A 19943-nucleotide genomic window follows, 5' to 3' on the forward strand; every position below is an offset into this window, starting at 1 on the left:
AGGCTGAACGTTACCGACGACGGCAAGAGCGAATGCGCGAGATCAACCTGCGTCAGGGGCAGCTGTTAATAGCATGAGGCGTGCCGGACAGCAGTGCGCGAACGCGGGAACCCAGCTGCCTTCTTGCTCGGTGTAGCGCGCCGCACCGAGTCTGCGGAGATTTTTTGTTTCGCCCCCTCGGGCGAGTCCCTTTTGTCAAACGCCACAAAAGGAACCAAAAAGGCTTGCCCCGCATACGGGCCCGATGGAGCCGGGCTACCCTCACGAATTCCCCCGCCACGGAGGCCCGCCCCGAGGGTACGTCCCTGTAGCCCATCGGGGCTCCCGCGACATCCATGTCGCATGACCTCCTGAGCGCCGGTTTCGCTCGGCCTTCTGAAGGGGCGTTTCGGTGCGCTCGGGTGTTTCTCTGGAAGTCCAAGAGCAAACGCGCTTTTTGCTTTTCGTAGGAGCGAGCTTGCTCGCGAACCCTGAGTTCGCGTTCTCGGGAATGACGAGAGGAGGCAGGCGTTCCGGGATGACTCCGAACTCCCCGCACGCTCCGAACAGCCCCCTCTCCCTTCAGGGAGAGGGCTGGGGAGAGGGCGCTCTTGAACCCAACACCTACGTCACCGGTAACTACTGTTCGCGAGCAAGCTCGCTCCTACGAAAAGCCGCGCCCACCCAGCTACCGCCCGAACGAACGACACCACGCGCCGAACACCTGGTTTTCCGTTAGAATCGCCGCCACCCGGAGCCGCGGAGCGGTTTCAGCTCGGCTGATGTCTGCCCGCCCGGGAATTCCCGAACGCCTGGCGTTCGTTCGATTACACCGCAACGGAGGCGGATGGCCTGTGTCGCCGTCACGCCCGTGGCTGATATGCAACAGACCCTGCGAATCACCGAGATCTTCTACTCGCTGCAGGGGGAAGCGCGCACCGTCGGATTGCCGACCGTGTTCGTGCGCCTGACCGGCTGCCCCCTGCGTTGCCAGTACTGCGACTCCGCCTACGCCTTCAGTGGCGGCGAGATCCGCAGCCTGGACAGCATCCTCGAAACCGTCGCCGGCTACCGGCCGCGCTATGTCTGCGTCACCGGCGGCGAGCCGCTGGCGCAACCCAACTGCCTGCCGCTGCTGCAGCGCCTGTGCGACGCCGGTTACTCGGTATCCCTGGAAACCAGCGGCGCGCTGGACATCTCCGCCACCGACCGCCGCGTCAGCCGGGTGCTCGACCTGAAGACCCCGGGCTCCGGCGAGGTGTGCCGCAACCGCTACGAGAACATCGCCGAGCTCACCGGCAACGACCAGGTCAAGTTCGTCCTCTGCTCCCGCGAGGACTACGACTGGGCGGTGTCCAAGCTGATCGAATACCGCCTCGACGAGCGTGCCGGCGAAGTGCTGTTCTCGCCGAGCCATCACCAGCTGGCGCCGCGCGAGCTGGCCGACTGGATAGTCGCCGACAACCTGCCGGTGCGCTTCCAGATGCAACTGCACAAGATTCTCTGGAACGACGAACCGGGCCGCTGAGACGCGGACGGGAAGGGTAACCACATGACTCAGAAGAAAGCCGTCATCCTGCTCTCCGGCGGGCTCGACTCCGCCACCGTGGTAGCCATGGCCAAGGCCGAGGGCTACGCCTGCTACAGCATGAGCTTCGACTATGGCCAGCGCCACCGCGCCGAACTCCAGGCCGCCGAGCGCGTGGCCCGCCAGTTGGGCGTGGTCGAGCACAAGGTCATCGGTCTGAACCTCGACGGCATCGGCGGCTCGGCGCTGACCGACAGCAGCATCGCCGTGCCCGAGGCGCCCAGCGAGGGCATCCCGGTGACCTACGTGCCGGCGCGCAACACCGTGTTCCTTTCCCTGGCCCTGGGCTGGGCCGAGGTGCTCGGTGCGCGGGACATCTTCATCGGCGTCAACGCCGTGGACTATTCCGGCTACCCGGACTGCCGCCCCGAGTTCGTCGAGGCCTTCGAGCGCATGGCCAACCTGGCCACCAAGGCGGGAGTGGAAGGCGATGGTTTCCGCATCCAGGCGCCGCTGCAGTTCCTCTCCAAGGCGCAGATCATCCAGGCCGGCGTGGCCCGCGGCGTAGACTATGCGCTCACCGTGAGCTGCTACCAGGCGGACGACGCAGGCCGCGCCTGCGGCAAGTGCGACAGTTGCCGCCTGCGCGCCGAAGGCTTCGCCGCGGCGGGAATTTCAGACCCTACGCGATATTTCTGAAAAATTTTTCGTAAAGGTGTTGTTTTTGCGTTAGAAATCAGTATTATACGCCTCGCGTTGGGTCGTTAGCTCAGTCGGTAGAGCAGTTGGCTTTTAACCAATTGGTCGTAGGTTCGAATCCTACACGACCCACCACTTCGCAAAGCCCCTGGCCATCGGCCAGGGGCTTTTTCTTTGCCCGCGGGAAACTCAGAACGGCCGGCTGCCGCCCAGGCTGATGCGCTTCAGGCGGCGCCGCTCGCTGGCCGGGAAGGCGTTGCGGCCGTGCAGAGTGGCCTGGTTGTCCCACCAGACGATGTCGCCGACCTGCCATTTGTGGCTGTAGATCAGCTCCGGCTTCTGCAGGTGGGCGCGCAGGCGCTCGACCAGGGCCTTGCCCTGCTGCGGCTCGTGGCCGGGGATTTCCACTTCGGTGTGGACGCTGAGGTAGAGCACGCGCTTGCCGCTTTCCGGATGGGTGCGCACCAGCGGGTGTTCGGTGCCCTGGATCGGCTCGATGTCCGGGGTGCGGTAGGTGACGAAGCCGCCCGAATAGCCGTTCTTCAGACGCACGAAGGGGTTGTAGCTGATCAGCCGCAGGTCGTCGATTTCCTTGCGCGTGGCTGCGTCCAGGCTCTGGTAGGCGAGCGCCAGGTTGGTGAACAGGGTTTCGCCGCCCTGGCTCGGCACTTCCAGCGCGTAGAGGAAGGAGCCGGAGGAGGGCAGCGGCGTCCACTGGTGGTCGATGTGCGCGGGCAGGGCGAAGTTGCCCAGTTCGCCATCGCCGGTATTGGCCACCTTGACGATGTCCGGAGCCTTGCCGTCGGTGCCGGAAGACAGCACCGGCACGTCCGCCGGCGGCTGGAACACCGCGCCGAACAGGGTGGCGAAATTCAGGTACTGCCGATCGTCCAGTTGCTGGTTCCTGAAGATCAGGATGTGGTGGTCGCGGTGGGCCTGCTTGATCGCCAGGATCTGCTCGGGCGTCAGCGGCTGGCGGGCGTCCAGGCCGCGCACCTCGGCGCCCAGCGGGGCGTCGAGGGGGATGATGGTGAAGGGGGCGGGGGCGATCTTCAGGGCGGCGGATTGGCTCATGGTCTGGTGCTCCGTATGGGCTTGGGTTGCCCTCTCCCCAGCCCTCTCCCTTCAGGGAGAGGGTTAGGGAGAGGGGCTCTTGAAAGCAGGACTCAAACTTTCCTGACAGTCCGGCTCCGCTGCCCATCCACCCCCACCGGCACCTCGCCGGCCAAGGTCACGCGCCGCACGATGCGCGGCTGGGTGCCGTAGTCGTCCACCGCGTAGTGCTGGGTGGCGCGGTTGTCCCAGATGGCCACGTCGCCGGCCTGCCAGCGCCAGCGCACGGTGTTCTCCAGGCGGGTGACGTGGCTCTGCAGCACCGCGAACAGGTGCTGCGAATCGTGCTGCGACAGGCCTTTCAGGCGCTTCACGAAGTGCCCCAGCAACAGGTTGCGTTCGCCGCTGACGGGGTGCACGCGCACCACCGGGTGCTCGGTCTCGTAGACGGTGGAGGTGAAGACCTTGCGGTACTGCTCCAGGCGCGCCGGGTCGGCGTTGGGTTTGATGGCGGCGTAGTCGTATTCGTTGCTGTGCACCGCCCAGAGCTTGTCGGCCAGGGCCTTGAGTTCGTCGCTGAGGTCGTCGTAGGCGCTCGCGGTGTTGGCCCAGACGGTGTCGCCGCCGGCCTGCGGGGCCACCACGTTGCGCAGGATCGAGGCCTTCGGGTAAGCCTCGACGAAGGTCACGTCGGTGTGCCAGGAGTTGGCCCGGCGGCCTTCGGCGCCGTCCAGTTCGAGCAGGTATTCGGTGCCGTCGCGCACCGGCACCGTCGGGTGCGCCACCGGCTCGCCGAGCAGCTTGGCGAAGGCTTCCTGGCCCTGGTCGTCGAGCTGGCTCTGGCCGCGGAAGAAGATCACCTTGTGCTTCACCAGGGCGGCCTGGATGGCCTCGACCGTGGCTGCGTCCAACTGGCCGGAAAGCGTCACCCCGCGGATCTCGGCGCCGATGCGCCCGGCCACCGGGTGGATGTCGAGTTGTACGGCGGGTCGAATGGCTTGTGCTGCGTTGCTCATCTCGTGTTCCTCATTGCTGTAGGTGGTACTGCAAGGAGCCGCGCGGGGCGGCGAGTGGGATCAGAAGTCGTAGCGGACCGAGGCGCCCAGGGTGCGCGGCTGGCCCACCGAGGCGGTGTAGGAGCCGTTGATGCTGGCGAAGGCGGCCAGGTAGTAGTCCTTGTCGAAGGCGTTCTTCAGCCACACCGAGGCGTCCAGCTGGCCGTCGCCCAGGTCGTGGCGCACGCCCACGGAGAAGTTCGCCAGGCCGTAGCCGGGGATCTTCGAGAGGTCGGAATCGTCCAGCGTGCCCTCGGCCTCGGAGCGATACGAATAGCTGGCGTTGACGTAGGGCTCGAAGCGGTTGGCCAGCTGCCACTTGTATTCGCCGTTGAGGTTGGCGATCCATTTCGAGGCGCCGACCACGCGCTTGCCGGTGAGGTCGCAGCTGGCCGGGGCGCCGGACTGGGTGCTGATCTCGGCCGGGCACGGGGCGTCCTTGAACGACAGGTAGCTGACGTCGTTGTAGGAGCCGTTGAAGTTCAGCGTCAGGCCGCGCAGCGGCAGGGCGGTGGCCTCCAGCTCCAGGCCGCGGGAGCGCACGCTGCCGGCGTTGGACAGCACCTGCACCAGTTGGGTGGAGCCGGCCGGCTGGTACAGGGTGGTGGCTTGGTAGCCGTGGATGCCGGTCCAGAAGATGTTGGCGTTGAGCTGCAGGCGGCGGTCGAGCAGCGTCGACTTGATCCCCAGTTCGGCATCGTTGGCGCGTTCCGGGCCGACCAGCAGCGAGTCGGCGCCGGCGCTCGGCGCGCTGGCCACCGCCAGGTTCACCCCGCCGGACTTCTCGCCGTGGGACAGCGAGGCATAGCCCAGCAGCTCGTCGCTGAACTGGTAGCTCAGGCTGAGCAGCGCCGAGGGGGCGAAGCTGTAGACGCTGAGGTCGCCGGAATCGTAGGCGCCCAGTTGGCCGTTGCGCACCACCGCGCTGGCGCCGCTCACGGGCGCGCCGCCCACCGGCGCGTAGCGCTTCACCTTGGCGTCCTTCTCCTCGTAGGTGCCGCGCAGGCCGGCGGTGAAGTCGAGCTTGTCGGTGAGGTGCCAGGTGCCCTGGGAGAAGAGCGCGAAGCTGTCGGTCTCGATCTTGCCGTTGGCCTTGCTGGAGGTGTCGTTCAGGGCGTTGAGGTTGCTCCCCAGCAGGTAGCTGTCGGCGAAGGGGCCGTAGTCGGTGAAGGTCTTGTTGCCCAGGTTCTGGTTGAACGCGTAGGCGCCGACCACATAGTCGAAGGCGCCGCCGGTGGGCGAGGCCAGGCGGATTTCCTGGGAGAACTGGCGGTCGCGCACCGCCACCCCGGTATTGCGGATCGCCGAGACGTTCAACTGTTCGTCGTTGGCCGGGGTGAAGTTCCAGAAGCGGTAGGCGCTGATGGAGGTCAGGGTGAAGTCGTTGGCCAGCTTCCAATTGGCCTCCACCGAGCTGCCGCCCTGGTGCACGCTGACGTGCTGGCGGCTGTCGATGTTGACCTTGTGCCGGTCCGGATCGGCGATCGGCGAGGCGCCGACCAGCGCGGCGCGCTGCCAGAAGCGCGGGGCGGCGCCGTAGACCACCATGCTGCCGTTGCTGGAGTCCTCCTCGTTGTACTCGCTGATCCAGCGCAGGCTGAAGTCCTCGCTGGGCTTGTACAGCAGCTGGCCGCGGATGCCCTGGCGCTCGCCGCCGTTGAGCTTGTTGTCGTCGTGGATGTTGGTGATGTAGCCGTCGCTGCGCGTGCGGTAGGCGGAAACGCGCCCGGCCAGTTCGTCGGTGAGTGGCCCGGAGACGGTGCCGCGGCCCTGGAAGTAGCCTTCCTGGCCGCCGGAGACCTCCACCGTGCGCTCGGGGGTGAAGGTCGGCGCGCGGGTGCTGATGTTCAGCACGCCGGCGGTGGTGTTCTTGCCGAACAGCGTGCCCTGCGGGCCGCGCAGCAGCTCCAGCTGCTCGATGTCCAGCAGGTCGAACACCGCCATGCCCGGGCGGCCCAGGTAGACGTTGTCCAGGTAGACCCCGGCGGAGCCCTCCAGGCCGTCGCTGGCCGGGTTGTTGCCGATGCCGCGCACGGCGATGCTCGACTGGCGGGCGTGGATGTAGGCGACGTTGACGCTGGGCAGCACCTGCTGCAGGTCCTGCACCTTGGTGATGCGCTGGTTCTCCAGGGTGGCGCCGTCGAGCACGGTGATCGGCGTGGGCACCTTCTGCGAGTCTTCCTCGCGGCGCCGGGCGGTGACCGTGACCTTGCCCAGGGCAGTGGCCTGGGTGCTGGTGCCCTTGTCGGCGCCGCTGGCGGCCTCGGGCGTGGTGCTGGCCTCGTCCTGCTCGGCGGCCTGCAGCGGCAGCGCGCCCAGGGCCAGCAGCAGGGCCAGGGCGTAGTCGGGGGCGCCGGGTCGGGTTCGGCCGGGGCGCAGCGTGAACGGGGTTTGCAGCGAAGCACTCTGGCTCATCGTCTTTTCCTTGCATCAGGCACTGCCCGGCGGATCGCGGGCAACAGGGGGCCGCGCCATGCGGGGCATGGCGAAAACGGCTCTCTTCTAATCGGTGGGCGTCGTCCGGCGACGCCGGGACTCAGCGGCTACAGCCGCGAGAGGGAAGCATTCGTGCTGGCAACAGGCGTGGGGCGAAAGGGTGCAAGGCCATTGGGGGCTCCTGGTCGAGGGGCATATTCTTATTTCTTAAAAGAATAAATTTAAGTTTTATTCTTCGTTGACGGAATAAGAGCTTGCATTTAAAACCAGCGCATCCCCGAGGGCAAATGCCTTTGTCCAATATTTTCAATGCCGGTAAAGCATCATGGATCTGCGCCAACTGCGTTACTTCATCGCCCTCACCGAACACCGCAGTTTCGTCCGCGCGGCCGATGCCATGGGCATCACCCAGCCGGCCTTCAGCCGCAGCATCCAGGGCCTGGAGCAGGAGCTGGGCTGCCAACTGGTGGACCGCGGCAGCAAGGAGCTGCGCCCCACGCCGGAAGGCCAGGTGGTGCTGCAGCACGCGCTGCGCCTGGTGCAGGGGGCGGCCAACCTGACCCAGGAAATCACCCAGTTGAACAAGCTGGATGCCGGCGAGCTGCACTTCGGCTGCGGGCCGGCGCCGGCGCAGAAACTGGTGCCCGACGCGGTGGCGCGGCTGATCCGGCGCCACCCGCGGCTGCAGATCGATTTCCAGGTGGACAACTGGGAGCGTCTGTCGCGCAGCCTGCTGCGCGACGAGATCGAGTTCTTCATCGCCGACATCCGCCACTTCGAGGCCGACCCCGGCTTCCAGACACGGCCGCTGAGCCCGCGCCGGGGCTTCTTCTTCTGCCGCACCGGGCACCCGCTGCTGGCCAAGGAGAGCCTGTCCACCAACGACCTGTTCGCCTACCCGCTGGCCTCGGCGCGGATGCCGCCGGGCATCCGCAAGTTGCTGGCCAACCTCAGCGGCAAGAGCGACCTGCAGGCGAACATCCAGTGCGAGCACCTGGGCTCGCTGGTGCGCATCGTCAGCCAGACCGACGCCATTGGCGTGGGCAGCGAGGATGGTTTACGGCATGCGCTGGCCAATGGCGAGGTGGCGCGCCTGCATCTGCGTAACCTGCCGCACAACATCGACAGCCTGCAGGCGCGCTGTGGGATCGTCAGCCGTACCGGCTACCGCCTTTCGGCGGCGGCGCGGGCGTTGATCGAGATGTTGGTGGAGTTGGATGAGGAAGAGCGGAGTGCGGTGGCGTGAAGGTTTGCGGGGAGGGGGCGGCGGATAACCGCGAACGGTTATACGCCCTACGGTGGGCTTGGCGTAGGGCGAATAACGCTCCGCGTTATCCGCCGTTTGGCCTTGGTGCCCGGCGGCGCCGGGGTTGACCTGGGCGTTATCCGCGATTGAGCTCGCAGGCTGCTGCGAGCTCAATCACCGCACCTGCGCCACCGGCTGCGCCGCAGCCAGCTTGGCGGCGGCCGCCAGGTAGTCCGGCCTGGCCCAGTCGGCGGCCTTGAAGTCGCGGCGGATCAGGCCGTACTGCCTGGCCGCCTGGATCGAGGCGTCGAGCTGGCCGAGGAAGCCGGCGTCCAGTTGCGGCGACAGGGCCTCGGCCAGCGGGCGGTCCTTGTATTCGGTCTGCAGGATGATCGGCGGGTAGCCGGCCTGGTTCGACACCAGGTCGATGAAGGCCGCGTGGTTTTCCTCGGCGCCGGCCCAGGCCAGGGCCTGCAGTTCCACCTTGAGCAGGCGCTGGGTGATTTCCGGGTGGGCGTCGACGAAGGCGCCGTTGCCTACCAGCACGGCTTGCAGGGTGCCGGCGCCGCCGAGGTCGCGGGTACTCAGGGGGATTTCCGCCAGGCCCTTCTCGCGCAGGGCGAAGAGGCCGGCCAGGCCCCAGGTGGCGTCGATCTGCTTGGCCGCCAGAGCCGCCAGGGCGGCGTTGAAGTCCAGGCTGATGACTTTCAGGTCCTTCTCGCTCAGGCCCACGCTGGCCAGGGCGTTGTCGAACGACAGTTGGCTGGCGGTGCCGCGAAAGATGCCCACGCGCTTGCCCTTGAGGTCGGTCAGGGTCTTGATCCCCGAGCCCGGCTGCACGCCCAGGTAGTGATTGACGCCGCGCCCGGTGGCGGCCAGCAGGCGGGTGTCCAGGCCGCTGGCCTTGCCGATGATGGCCGCCAGGTCGCCGAGGTAGGCGAAGTCCACCTGGCCGTTGGCGAAGGCCTCGTTGATCACCGGGCCGGCGCCCTTGAAGTAGGTCCACTTGATCTGGATGCCGTCGTTGGCGAACTCCTTCTCCAGCAGCTTGCGGGTGTAGAGCACGTCGACGAGGCCGCCGCCGGAATGGTTCTGCCCGGCGCCCACGTCGGGCACGGCGATGCGGATTTCCTTCGGCGCTTCGGCGGCGCTGGTGAACGGGGCGTAAGCGCCGAGCAGCCCGGCGAGCACCGGGGCGGCGAAGAGCGACAGCAACGGGTGGGTGAGGGCCTTCATGGCGCCTGCCTCCTGCGGGGGAATGGGAAAGGCACTAAGGCAGGTCATGGATGATTAATAAAATAATAAAAATTTATTTTTTAATAATTTGTGGAGATAAGTCAGTCCGCATCCCCGCTGCCGGGCGAATGCACGAAAGGCATAAAAAATATTCGTCGAATGCATTGGCCGCGCTGGGGAGGCTTCCCTTAAATGGGGACTCTTAGCTCATAAATGCATTGATAGATTTTTTCATATTCCAATGAAGAATATTTCTAAGGCACTCGCCTTGCCTGTGTACCCCACCGCAAGCGCTGCCGCCTCGCAGCGGCTGGCGCTGATCGCCCCGCGCTTGCTGCCCTGGCTGTTGCCGGTGGCCCTGTTCGTTCTCTGGTGGCTGGCCGCCACCCAGCACTGGATGTCCGCGCAGATACTGCCGGCGCCGTCGCTGGTCTGGCAGAGCGCCCGCGAGCTGTTCGCCGGCGAACTCTGGCAGCAGCTGTGGATCAGCCTGCAGCGGCTGTGCTGGGGCCTGCTCGCCGGCATCGCCAGCGGCGCGGCGCTGGGCGCCTGGCTGGGCTTCAGCCGCCGCGCCGAGCGCTTCGTGCTGCCGACCTTCCTGGCCCTGGCGCAGGTCCCCACGCTGGCCTGGATCCCGCTGTTCATGCTGTTCTTCGGCATCGGCGAACTGCTCAAGCTGGTGGTGCTGGTCAAGGCGGTGATAGTCCCGGTGGCGCTGCATACCCTGGTCGGCGTGCGCGATGCCCAGCCCAGGCTGCGCGAGGCCGCCGCCGTGCTGCGCCTGCCGCCGCCGCTGCTGGTGCGTCGGTTGCTGTTGCCGGCGGCGCTGCCGGCCTTCCTCACCGGCGTGCGCCTGGCCCTGGCCCAGGGTTGGACCTCGCTGCTGGCGGTGGAGCTGCTGGCCTCCAGCGAGGGCATCGGCTACCTGATGGTGCAGAGCCGCCAACTGTTCATGCTCGACGTGGTGTTCGTCTGCATCCTCGTCATCGGCCTGGTGGGCGCGGCCATGGACCAGGGCATCCAGGCTTTGGAGCGGCGCCTGGTGCACTGGCCGCAGCAGGCCGCCGGCGAGTTCCGCCGTGGCGTCCGTGGCCAGGGCTGGCAGCGCCTGCAGCCCTGGCTGCTGCCGCTGGCGCTGGTCGGCCTGTGGCAGGCGGCGAGCGTCGGCCAGTGGGTCGATCCGGCTATCCTCGCCAGCCCCGCCGCGGTGGTCGAGGCCACCTGGCGCGGCCTGCTCGATGGCAGCCTGCCGACGGCCTTGCTGGCCAGCCTGCAGCGCTCCCTGCTGGGCCTGCTGCTGGGCGGCGGCGCCGGTTTCCTGCTGGGCCTGGCGCTGGGGCTGTGGCGCCCGGCGGAGCGCCTGCTCGGCCCGTCGTTCTCGGCCCTGCGCCAGGTGGCGATCTTCGCCTGGGTGCCGCTGCTCACCGCCTGGTTCGGCCTGGGCGAGGCGGCCAAGGTGGTGTTCGTCGCCCTGGCCAGTTTCTTCCCGCTGCTGCTGGCCACCCAGCGCGGCATCGCCAGCCTGCCGGCGCAACTGGGCGAGGCCGCCCGCGTGCTGCGCCTGTCGCCCTGGCAGCGCCTGCGCCGCCTGGTCCTGCCGGGCGCGGCGCCGTCGATCTTCGCCGGCCTGCGCCTGGGCCTGATCTACGCCTGGCTGGGCACCATCGGCGCCGAGTACTTCATGCCCTCGGACGGCGGCATCGGCAGCCTGATGATCGGCGCCCAGCAGCTGTTCCGCATGGACCTGGTCAGCGCCGGGATGCTCCTGGTCGGCCTCACCGGCGCCCTGCTCGGCGCCCTCGGACAACGCATCGAAGCGCGCGCCACGCGCTGGAGACACGCATGAACGCTTTTACTTCCGCGCCGCTGGTGAGCTTCCGCCAGGTCGGCAAGAGCTTCCCGGTGGACGGCCGGCAACTGGAGGCCATCCAGCGCTTCGACCTGGACATCGCCGTGGGCGAGTTCATCGCCATCGTCGGCGCCAGCGGCTGCGGCAAGTCCACCCTGCTGCGCCTGCTGGTGGGCCTGGACCGCGAGTACCGCGGCGAGATCCGCATCGGCGACAAGGCCATCGACGGCATCGGCGGCGAGCGTGGCATCGTGTTCCAGGAGCACCGCCTGTTCCCCTGGCTGACGGTGGAGCAGAACGTCGCCCTGGGCCTGGTCAACGAGCCGCTGAGCGAGGAGGGCAGGGCGCGCAAGGTCGCCGACTACCTCGAACTGGTCGGCCTGTCCGCGTTCAACCGCGCCTACCCGCACCAGCTCTCCGGCGGCATGGCCCAGCGCGTGGCCATCGCCCGCGGTCTGGTGGCCAGCCCGCGCATCCTGCTGCTGGACGAACCCTTCGGCGCCCTCGACGCGCTGACCCGCCAGCAGTTGCAGGAAGAACTGCTGCGCATCCGCGAGCGCGAGCGCATCACCACCCTGCTGGTGACCCACGACGTGGAGGAGGCGCTGTTCCTGGCCGACCGCGTGGTGGTGATGGCGCCGCGCCCGGGGCGCATCAAGCGCATCGTCGAGGTGCCCCTGGCGCACCCGCGCGAGCGCGGCGGCTTCGACTTCCTGCGCCTGCGCGAGGAGCTGCTGCACGAGCTGACCGGCGATGGCGACTACCTCGCGCCGCAGCCCAGGCGGGTGGAGAACCTGCCGTTCGAGTTCATCGCCTGCTGAGGCGCCTCTTCTTTTTTTGTAGGAGCAAGCTCGCTCCTACAAGACCTACCCCAAACACCAACCGAGCTTCGACATGAGCAAACGCCCCAACTTCCTGGTGATAGTCGCCGACGACCTCGGCTTCTCCGACATCGGCGCCTTCGGCGGCGAGATCGCCACGCCCAACCTCGACGCCCTGGCCCACGCCGGCCTGCGCCTGACCGACTTCCACACCGCGCCGACCTGCTCGCCGACGCGCTCGATGCTGCTCACCGGCACCGACCACCATATCGCCGGCATCGGCACCATGGCCGAGGCGCTGACCCCGGAGCTGGAAGGCAAGCCCGGCTACGAGGGTTACCTCAACGACCGCGTGGTGGCGCTGCCCGAACTGCTGCGCGAGGCCGGCTACCAGACGCTGATGGCCGGCAAGTGGCACCTGGGCCTGAAGGCCGAGCAGGCGCCCCACGCGCGCGGCTTCGAGCGTTCCTTCTCGCTGCTGCCCGGCGCCGCCAACCACTACGGCTACGAACCGCCCTACGACGAAAGCACGCCGCGCATCCTCAAGGGCACGCCGGCGCTCTACATCGAGGATGACCAGTTCGTCGAGCAGTTGCCCGAGGGCTTCTATTCCTCCGACGCCTTCGGCGACAAGCTGCTGCAGTACCTCAAGGAACGCGACCAGGCGCGGCCGTTCTTCGCCTACCTGCCGTTCTCCGCGCCGCACTGGCCGTTGCAGGCGCCCAAGGAGGTGGTGGACAAGTACCGCGGCCGCTACGACGCCGGCCCCGAGGCGCTGCGCCAGGAGCGCCTGGCCCGGCTCAAGGCGCTGGGCCTGGTGGCGCACGACGTCGAGGCGCACCCGGTGCTCGCCATCAGCCGCGAGTGGGAAGCGCTGAGCGACGAGGAGCGGGCCAAGTCGGCGCGGGCCATGGAGGTCTACGCGGCCATGATCGAGCGCATGGACTGGAACATCGGCCGGGTGGTCGACTACCTGCGCCGGCAGGGCGAGCTGGACAACACCTTCGTCCTGTTCATGTCCGACAACGGCGCCGAGGGCGCGCTGCTGGAGGCCTTCCCGAAGTTCGGCCCGGACCTGCTGGGCTTCCTCGACCAGCACTACGACAACAGCCTGGAGAACATCGGCCGCGCCAACTCCTACGTCTGGTACGGCCCGCGCTGGGCCCAGGCGGCCACCGCGCCGTCGCGGCTGTTCAAGGCCTTCACCACCGAGGGCGGCATCCGCGTGCCGGCTTTCGTGCGCTATCCGCAGCTGGCGCGCCAGGGCGTGATCAGCGAGCAGTTCGCCACCGTCATGGACATCACCCCGACCCTCCTCGACCTGGCCGGCGTGCGCCACCCGGGCAAGCGCTGGCGCGGCCGCGAGGTCGCCGAGCCGCGTGGCAAGTCCTGGCTGGGCTGGCTCTCCGGCGAGACCGAACGCGCCCACGACGAGAAGACCGTGACCGGCTGGGAGCTGTTCGGCATGCGCGCCATCCGCCAGGGCGACTGGAAGGCGGTATACATCCCCGCGCCGGTGGGGCCGGCCAGTTGGCAACTGTACGACCTGGGCAAGGACCCGGGCGAGATCCACGACCTGGCCGAGGCCCAGCCGGGCAAGCTGGCGGAGTTGATCGAGCATTGGAAGCAGTACGTCAACGAGACCGGCGTGGTGGAAGGGGCTTCGCCGTTCCTGGTGAAGTGATGCGCTGAGCGACGAAAAAGCCCCGGGCAGCGATGCCCGGGGCTTTTTGTTTTTTGCAGGAAGCCCTTACCAAGGAAGCACGATCGTGTCTTGCAGGCCGCGCCGAGGTGCTCTTCGTAGGATGGGTTGAGCTTGCGATACCCATCGGGCCATGGTGATGGGTATCGCTTCGCTCAACGCCATCCTACGGGTCTTGTGTTTGCCGGGGGCGTAGGATCTTATCCGCGAATCGCGCCGGGATGCCCGGCTATCGCGGACAAGGTCCGCTACGGGGAAACGCGGCATACCCAAGGCTCTTTCGCGAAGATAAAAAAAGGCCGCTTTCCCCTGCCTGAGTTGAAGAAAGCGACCTGGAAGAACGGATGTTTCGATGGGGTATTACATGAAGATCCGCGCGGAACCTCTCAGCGCGCCGTAATCACCGATAGCTTGGTGATCCCGGCCTTTTCGATCGAGGCCATGGCCTTGGCCACCTGGCCGTAGTTCACACCCTCGTCGGCCTGCAACTGCACGCGCAGTTCAGGTTCCTTGGCCTTGGCCGCCTCCAGGCTGCCCTGCAGCAGCTCGGGCTGGATCTCGTCCTTGTTGATGAACCACTTGCCGGCGCCGTCGATGCTCACCACCAGCGGATCCTTCTGTTCCGGCGGGGCCACCGATTCGGTCTTGGGCAGGTTGATCGGGATGGCGTTGGTCAGCAGCGGCGCGGTGACGATGAACACCACCAGCAGCACCAGCATCACGTCCACCAGCGGGGTGACGTTGATCTCGGAAAGAACCTCGTCGCTGTCCTGGGTCGAGAAGGCCATGTCAGCTCGCCTCCTTCACGCTTTTGCCGCCGGCCACCGGCTTGCGGGCCGTGGCGGGGTGCACGATGACGCGGAAGGCGCTCTTCTGGGCGAGGCTGTAGAAGTCGTGGGCGAAGTCGTCGAGGTCGGCCGCGGTGAGCTTCAGGCGGCGCAGGAAGTAGTTGTAGACCAGCACCGCGGGCACGGCGACGGCGATGCCCACGCCGGTGGCGATCAGCGCCGAGCCGATCGGGCCGGCCACGGTTTCCAGGCTCGCCGAGCCTGCGGCGCTGATGCCCTTGAGCGCTTCCATGATGCCCCACACGGTGCCGAACAGGCCGATGAAGGGGGAGGTCGAGCCGATCGAGGCGAGCACCGCCAGGCCCGACTCCAGGGAACGCCGCTCGCGCTGGATCTGCTGGCGCAGGGCGCGCTCCAGGCGGTCCTGGTGGTTGATCGACTGGGCCAGGTCATGCGGGTTGCCGTCCGGCACCTGGATGGCTGCGAAGCCGGCCTGGGCCACGCGAGCGCCGGCGCCGGGTTGGCCGGCGGACTGCTCGCCGGCCGATTCGAGGCTGGTGGCGCCCCAGAACTGCTTCTGGAAGCGGCGGTCCTGGGATTTCTGCCGGCCGAACTGGATGCCCTTGACCAGGGCCAGGCTCCAGGTGAGGACGGAGAAGCCGGCCAGCAGCCAGATCACCGCGCCTTCGACGGATTCCACGGGGTTGAGGGGCAGACTCATGGGGGTTCTCTCCTGTGCGAACGGGTCGCAGATCAATTCAGTTTGAAGTCGATGGGCACGCTGACCCAGCCGTCCTGGGCCACGTCGCCGCGTTTGGCGGGTACGAACTTCCAGCGTTGCACGGCCTTGATCGCCGCCTGGTCGAGAGCCTCGCGGCCGCTGGAGGTCTGCACCTGGATTTCGCTCGGGCCGCCGCTGGCCAGCACGTGGACGCGCAGCAGCACCGTGCCTTCCCAGCCGCGGCGCTGCGCCAGGGCCGGGTATTCCGGCGCCGGGTTGTGCAGGTAGCCGGCGTGGGCCGAGGGCGGCGTGACCGGGGCCGGCGCTGGTGGAGCCGGGGGCGCGGGCGGTGCCGGCGGGGTTTCCGCCTTGGGCGGCGCGGGCGGCTGTTCCACCGGCTTGGGTTTGGTCTTGGCCACCGGTTTCGGCTTGGGCTTGGGGATCGGCTTGGGCGGCGGCGGTTTCACCGCGTTCTCGTCCACCACGGGCGGCGGCGGTTCCTCCACCACCGGCGGCGTCGGCTCGGGTGGCGGCGGTTCCACCACCGGCGGGGTGGGAGCGCTGAATTCGATGGTCATGGGCGGTACCTGCGGCGGCACCTCGGGCAGCCTGGGCGTGGGCTGCTGGCTCAGCCAGTAGGCCACGGAGCCATGCAGGGTCAGGACCAGCAGGCCGAGCAGCAGCGCTTCGCGGCGGCCCAGCACACTGTGTTTCGCCGGCACGTGGCGCACCAGCTGCAGGGGCGGGCGCAGCGGCCGGCCCAGCTCGACCATATCGCCACCGGGCGCGTGGCGCAGGAGCGGGTCCTGCGCGACGGCGGGCTGGGGGTTGGCCATGGACGATCTCCTCGGGTTTCTAGCGAAAGCGCGGCACCGTGGAGGCACCGGGTACGGGCTGGATGATTGAGGGAGCGACTTAGCTATTAAAGTAATTGTTTGCCTTATTTAAATTTCCTTAAGGAATAAGTGATTCGTGCGGATCGCTCCAGGCGGCGTGGCACTAGGGCTTGGTCGATCCGCTGGAAGCCTTCATGCCTTTGCGGCATGAAAAATATGCCCGCAGGGCTGGGCGCCGAAGCCCGTTCCAGAGCCTTCGCGACAGGGCGTCGCCAGGTGCCCCGAAACCATCGCCGTTGCCGAGTCCCACACCCAGGCCCGCGCCAGCCCGCGGCCGCCTGGCGCTTGCCTCCCGGCGGCTTTCCCCGCAAGATCGCGCGCTCGCTTTCGCGGCGATGTAAAATCGCCCCCACAGCTGGTCGTACCCCCGCAGGTGCAGTGAAGACATGACGCAGATATCCGAACGCCTCCTGGTCCAGGCCCACCTCGCCGCCAAGCAGCCCCGTGTGCTGAGCGCGCAGGAAGAGGCCGAGTACCGCGCGGTCATCGCCGCCGAGCTGAAGGCGCAGAACGCCGTGCTGGTGGCGCACTACTATTGCGACCCGGTGATCCAGGCCCTGGCCGAGGAGACCGGCGGTTGCGTCTCCGACTCCCTGGAGATGGCCCGCTTCGGCAACCAGCACCCGGCGCAGACCGTGGTGGTGGCCGGGGTGCGCTTCATGGGCGAGACGGCGAAGATCCTCAACCCCGAGAAGCGCGTGCTGATGCCGACCCTCGAGGCCACCTGCTCGCTGGACCTGGGCTGCCCGGTGGAGGAGTTTTCGGCCTTCTGCGACCAGCACCCGGAACGTACCGTGGTGGTCTACGCGAACACCTCGGCGGCAGTGAAGGCGCGCGCCGACTGGGTGGTGACCTCCAGCTGCGCGGTGGAGATCGTCGAGCACCTGATGGACAACGGCGAGCCGATCCTCTGGGCCCCCGACCAGCACCTGGGCCGCTACATCCAGCGCGAGACCGGCGCCGATATGCTGCTCTGGGACGGCGCCTGCATCGTCCACGAGGAGTTCAAGGCCAAGCAGCTGGAAGACCTCAAGGCGCTGTACCCGGACGCGGCCATCCTGGTCCACCCGGAATCGCCTGAGGCGGTGGTAGAGCTGGCTGACGCGGTGGGTTCCACCAGCCAGTTGATCAAGGCCGCGCAGACCCTGCCGAACAAGCGCTTCATCGTCGCCACCGACCGCGGCATCTTCTACAAGATGCAGCAGCTGTGCCCGGACAAGGAATTCATCGAGGCCCCCACCGCCGGCAACGGCGCGGCCTGCCGCAGCTGCGCGCACTGCCCGTGGATGGCCATGAACACCCTGGAGCGCACCCTGGCCTGCCTGAAGGAAGGCAGCGGCGAGATCTTCGTCGACCCGGCGCTGATCCCGCGGGCCATCCGCCCGCTCAAGCGCATGCTGGAGTTCACCCAGGCGGCGAGGCTGAAGGTGGCGGGCAACGCCTGAGCCTTCGCGCAGACATGGAAAAGCCCGGTATTGCAGGCTGTGTGAAAACCTCCGGATCGGTCCAGCTGGTTAAAAAACAACCTGGATTTCGCGTTTCTACGCGGATTCTGGGTTGGCTGAATAGCCAAGCCTTTTCAGATTTCACGTAGGAACGCACTCTTCGAAGAGCCGCTCGGGTTTTCACACAGCCTGATTGGCCGGGCTTTTTCGTTTGCCGGTAGGAGCGGGCCCTGCCCGCGATTCGCGCGCAGGGCGCGCTCCTACAGGGGAATGGCGCGGGTGGGGCGGCGTAGGAGCGGATCTCATCCGCGAATCGCGCCGGGACGTCCGGTTATCGCGGACAAGGTCCGCTCCTACGGGGGACGCCATGCCTCATGGTGAGTTGTAGGAGCGGGCCCTGCCCGCGATTCGCGCGCAGGGCGCGCTCCTACAGGGGAATGGCGCGGGTGGGGCGGCGTAGGAGCGGATCTTATCCGCGAATCGCGCCGGAACGTCCGGCTATCGCGGACAAGGTCCGCTCCTACGAAGAGCCCGCAATCGCTTCTACGACCGCGATCCGGTTAACCGCGCATCATCTCCTTGAGGATCTTCTCCTGCTCGCGGAACGCCTGTTGGCGCGCGTCCAGCTTGGCGGCCAGGGTGAAGTTGCCGCCGGCGCGGCGCTTGGCGAAGTCCAGTTGCTCGATGGCCGAGGGGTAGTCGCCGGTCAGCGCCAGGTACTCGGCGCGGGCCTGGTGCACGCCGATGGCGTTGCCGTCGATGGTGCGGGCGTCGGCCAGGCGGCTCCAGACGTCCGGGTCCAGCGGGCGGTCCTGGGTCAGCTTGATCAGGATCTTCTCGGCGTCGGCGGCCTTGTTCTGCTTGAGCAGGATGTCGGCCTGGGCCTGGACCAGCGGGTAGTTGCCGGGGTACTGGCCGAGCAGGCGCTGGACCCGGGCGAGAGCGTCGCCGAGCTTGTTCGAGGTGATGTCCAGGTCGACCTGGGCCAGGTTGTAGGCCACGTCGTTGGGCGCCTTGGCCAGCAGCGGCTGGAGGGTGGCGCGGGCGTCGTTGAGCTGGCCGACGCGGATCTGCGACAGCGCCAGGCCGTAGCGCGCGGCGTCGAGCTTGGGATTGTCGTCGAGCATGGCGCGGAAGCGCTTGCCGGCGATGCCCGGGGTTTCCTCGAAGAGCAGCTGTACGCGGGCGCGCATCTGCTGGTAGCGCAGCGAGTCTTCCTTGCCGCCCTGCGGGTACTGCTCGGCGCGGTTGCGGGTGTCGGCGATACGCGAGTCGGTCACCGGGTGGGTGAGCAGGAATTCCGGCGGTCTGGCGTCGTAGCGGTACTGCCGCGCCAGGCGCTCGAACATGGTCGGCATGGAGCGCGGGTCGTAGCCGGCGCGGACCATGTTGGTCACCCCGACGCGGTCGGCTTCCTGTTCGTTCTGCCGGGAGAAGCGCAACTGGTTCTGGATCGCCGCCGCCTGGGTCGAGGCGATGGCGGCGATGCCGGCATCCCCGGCGCCCGCCGCCGCGGCCACGATGCCGGCGAGCATCGCCGCCATCACCGGCAGCTGCATCTGCTTCTGCGCTTCCAGGCCGCGGGCGAAGTGGCGCTGGATCAGGTGGCCGAGTTCGTGGGCCAGCACCGCGGCGTACTCGCCTTCGGTCTGGGCGTAGAGGAACAGGCCGCCGTTGACGCCGATGACGCCGCCGGGGGCGGCGAAGGCGTTGATCTGCGGGTCCTTGATCAGGATGAAGGCCAGGCGGTGGTCCTGCAGGTCGCTGGTTTCCGCCAGACGGTAGACGCTGCTTTCGACGAAGTCCTTGAGCTGGGTGTCGTTGATCGAGTCGACCTGGTTGCGCAGCATGCTCAGCCAGGCGCGGCCGAGCTGGAACTCCTGTTCCGGCGAGACGATGGACGAGCTGGCGTCGCCCAGGGCGGGCAGGTCGTCGGCCAGGGTGGGCATGGCCAACAGGCAGGCAAGCGACAGCAGGGCGGGGCGCAGTACTTTCATGTACAGGGAGCTCGTTCCGGGAAAGGCTCTACTTTAGCCGCAGGTCGTCGCCCATGCCTAGGTCGGCGCGGCGCCCGGCGGCCGGCTGTGCGAAGGCCGTCCAACCCTTGTAGGCCGCGCGCCTGAAGGATCGCTTAAGGCCGCGTGCGCGCCGGCCCCTGGCGGCTTTTCCAACGGATTCGGTATTCTTGGGCGCCCATCTCGGAGTGCTTCGCCATGCCACCTGTCTCGTCCGCCGAAATTCCTTGTGACGCGGAACTGGACGCCAGCGGTCTCAATTGTCCCTTGCCCCTGCTCAAGGCCAAGCTGGAGCTCAACCGCCTGGCCAGTGGCCAGGTGCTCAAGGTGACGGCCACCGATGCCGGCTCGCAGCGCGATTTCCGCGCCTTCGCCCAGCTGGCCGGGCACCAGTTGCTGCATGAAGAGGTCGAAGACGGCCTGTACCGCTACTGGTTGCGCAAGAAGTAACCCGCCCCCGGACGCCCGGGACGG

16 protein-coding genes and 1 tRNA gene are annotated in these 19943 nt (G+C 67.6%); 9 read left to right on the forward strand and 8 right to left on the reverse strand.

Annotation, left to right across the window (positions count from 1 at the left end; translation table 11 throughout):
- Positions 1-859: 859 nt before the first annotated feature.
- The 3 genes from queE (at position 860) to RN02_RS17720 (ending at position 2341) form a co-directional block, all read left to right on the forward strand.
- On the forward strand, positions 860-1507 hold the full coding sequence (queE, locus tag RN02_RS17710) for a 7-carboxy-7-deazaguanine synthase QueE (RefSeq protein ID WP_043315561.1): 648 nt from the start codon (positions 860-862) through the stop codon (positions 1505-1507).
- A 24-nt stretch (positions 1508-1531) separates the two neighbouring features.
- Positions 1532-2206 (forward strand): 7-cyano-7-deazaguanine synthase QueC, encoded by a 675-nt coding sequence (gene queC, locus RN02_RS17715; protein ID WP_009616946.1) that lies wholly within the window; start codon positions 1532-1534, stop codon positions 2204-2206.
- Between the two features lie 59 nt (positions 2207-2265).
- Positions 2266-2341: transfer RNA gene (locus tag RN02_RS17720), tRNA-Lys, on the forward strand.
- 54 nt (positions 2342-2395) lie between these two features.
- Here the strand turns inward: RN02_RS17720 and RN02_RS17725 are convergent.
- The 3 genes from RN02_RS17725 to RN02_RS17735 form a co-directional block, all read right to left on the reverse strand.
- Positions 2396-3280 (reverse strand): TauD/TfdA dioxygenase family protein, encoded by an 885-nt coding sequence (locus RN02_RS17725; protein ID WP_043315563.1) that lies wholly within the window; start codon positions 3278-3280, stop codon positions 2396-2398.
- Positions 3281-3372: 92 nt separating this feature from the next.
- Positions 3373-4275: a TauD/TfdA dioxygenase family protein gene (locus RN02_RS17730; RefSeq protein ID WP_043315565.1), complete on the reverse strand. Its 903-nt coding sequence runs from the start codon at positions 4273-4275 to the stop codon at positions 3373-3375.
- A 60-nt stretch (positions 4276-4335) separates the two neighbouring features.
- Positions 4336-6729 (reverse strand): TonB-dependent receptor, encoded by a 2394-nt coding sequence (locus RN02_RS17735; protein ID WP_152623777.1) that lies wholly within the window; start codon positions 6727-6729, stop codon positions 4336-4338.
- Between the two features lie 346 nt (positions 6730-7075).
- On the opposite strand from RN02_RS17735, the gene RN02_RS17740 reads away from it, so the two are divergent.
- Positions 7076-7996, forward strand: a complete 921-nt coding sequence (locus RN02_RS17740; protein ID WP_009616950.1) for a LysR family transcriptional regulator — start codon at positions 7076-7078, stop codon at positions 7994-7996.
- Positions 7997-8170: 174 nt separating this feature from the next.
- Here the strand turns inward: RN02_RS17740 and RN02_RS17745 are convergent, their stop codons facing one another.
- The gene (locus tag RN02_RS17745; RefSeq protein ID WP_043315567.1) at positions 8171-9232 is read right to left on the reverse strand and encodes an ABC transporter substrate-binding protein; all 1062 of its coding nucleotides are present in this window, start codon (positions 9230-9232) and stop codon (positions 8171-8173) included.
- A 241-nt stretch (positions 9233-9473) separates the two neighbouring features.
- Between RN02_RS17745 and RN02_RS17750 the strand changes: the two genes are divergently transcribed.
- The 3 genes from RN02_RS17750 to RN02_RS17760 all read left to right on the forward strand — a co-directional run bounded on the left by RN02_RS17750 (position 9474) and on the right by RN02_RS17760 (position 13586).
- The gene (locus RN02_RS17750) at positions 9474-11078 is read left to right on the forward strand and encodes an ABC transporter permease (RefSeq protein WP_043315570.1); all 1605 of its coding nucleotides are present in this window, start codon (positions 9474-9476) and stop codon (positions 11076-11078) included.
- Positions 11075-11902, forward strand: coding sequence for an ABC transporter ATP-binding protein (locus RN02_RS17755; protein WP_043315572.1), 828 nt, complete (start codon positions 11075-11077; stop codon positions 11900-11902). Before RN02_RS17750 ends, RN02_RS17755 begins: the two co-directional genes overlap by 4 nt.
- A gap of 73 nt (positions 11903-11975) precedes the next feature.
- Positions 11976-13586: an arylsulfatase gene (locus RN02_RS17760; protein WP_043315575.1), complete on the forward strand. Its 1611-nt coding sequence runs from the start codon at positions 11976-11978 to the stop codon at positions 13584-13586.
- 404 nt (positions 13587-13990) lie between these two features.
- Here the strand turns inward: RN02_RS17760 and RN02_RS17765 are convergent, their stop codons facing one another.
- From RN02_RS17765 to RN02_RS17775, 3 genes are read right to left on the reverse strand one after another with little or no spacing between them, the layout of a single operon-like run.
- Entirely contained in the window at positions 13991-14392 is a 402-nt protein-coding gene (locus tag RN02_RS17765) for an ExbD/TolR family protein (RefSeq protein ID WP_009616955.1), read from the reverse strand.
- A gap of 1 nt (position 14393) precedes the next feature.
- On the reverse strand, positions 14394-15113 hold the full coding sequence (locus RN02_RS17770; protein WP_043315577.1) for a MotA/TolQ/ExbB proton channel family protein: 720 nt from the start codon (positions 15111-15113) through the stop codon (positions 14394-14396).
- Between the two features lie 32 nt (positions 15114-15145).
- Positions 15146-15949 (reverse strand): energy transducer TonB, encoded by an 804-nt coding sequence (locus tag RN02_RS17775; RefSeq protein ID WP_043315579.1) that lies wholly within the window; start codon positions 15947-15949, stop codon positions 15146-15148.
- A gap of 446 nt (positions 15950-16395) precedes the next feature.
- Between RN02_RS17775 and nadA the strand changes: the two genes are divergently transcribed.
- Positions 16396-17454: a quinolinate synthase NadA gene (gene nadA, locus RN02_RS17780; RefSeq protein WP_043315580.1), complete on the forward strand. Its 1059-nt coding sequence runs from the start codon at positions 16396-16398 to the stop codon at positions 17452-17454.
- Between the two features lie 560 nt (positions 17455-18014).
- Here nadA and RN02_RS17785 read toward each other — a convergent pair.
- Positions 18015-19451, reverse strand: coding sequence for a M48 family metalloprotease (locus RN02_RS17785; protein ID WP_009620617.1), 1437 nt, complete (start codon positions 19449-19451; stop codon positions 18015-18017).
- Positions 19452-19667: 216 nt separating this feature from the next.
- Between RN02_RS17785 and RN02_RS17790 the strand changes: the two genes are divergently transcribed.
- Complete coding sequence (locus RN02_RS17790; RefSeq protein WP_009620615.1) at positions 19668-19919, forward strand: sulfurtransferase TusA family protein; 252 nt, start codon at positions 19668-19670, stop codon at positions 19917-19919.
- Positions 19920-19943 lie beyond the last annotated feature (24 nt).

It is taken from the genome of Pseudomonas sp. PI1 (assembly GCF_000812405.1).
Lineage (GTDB): Bacteria > Pseudomonadota > Gammaproteobacteria > Pseudomonadales > Pseudomonadaceae > Pseudomonas > Pseudomonas citronellolis.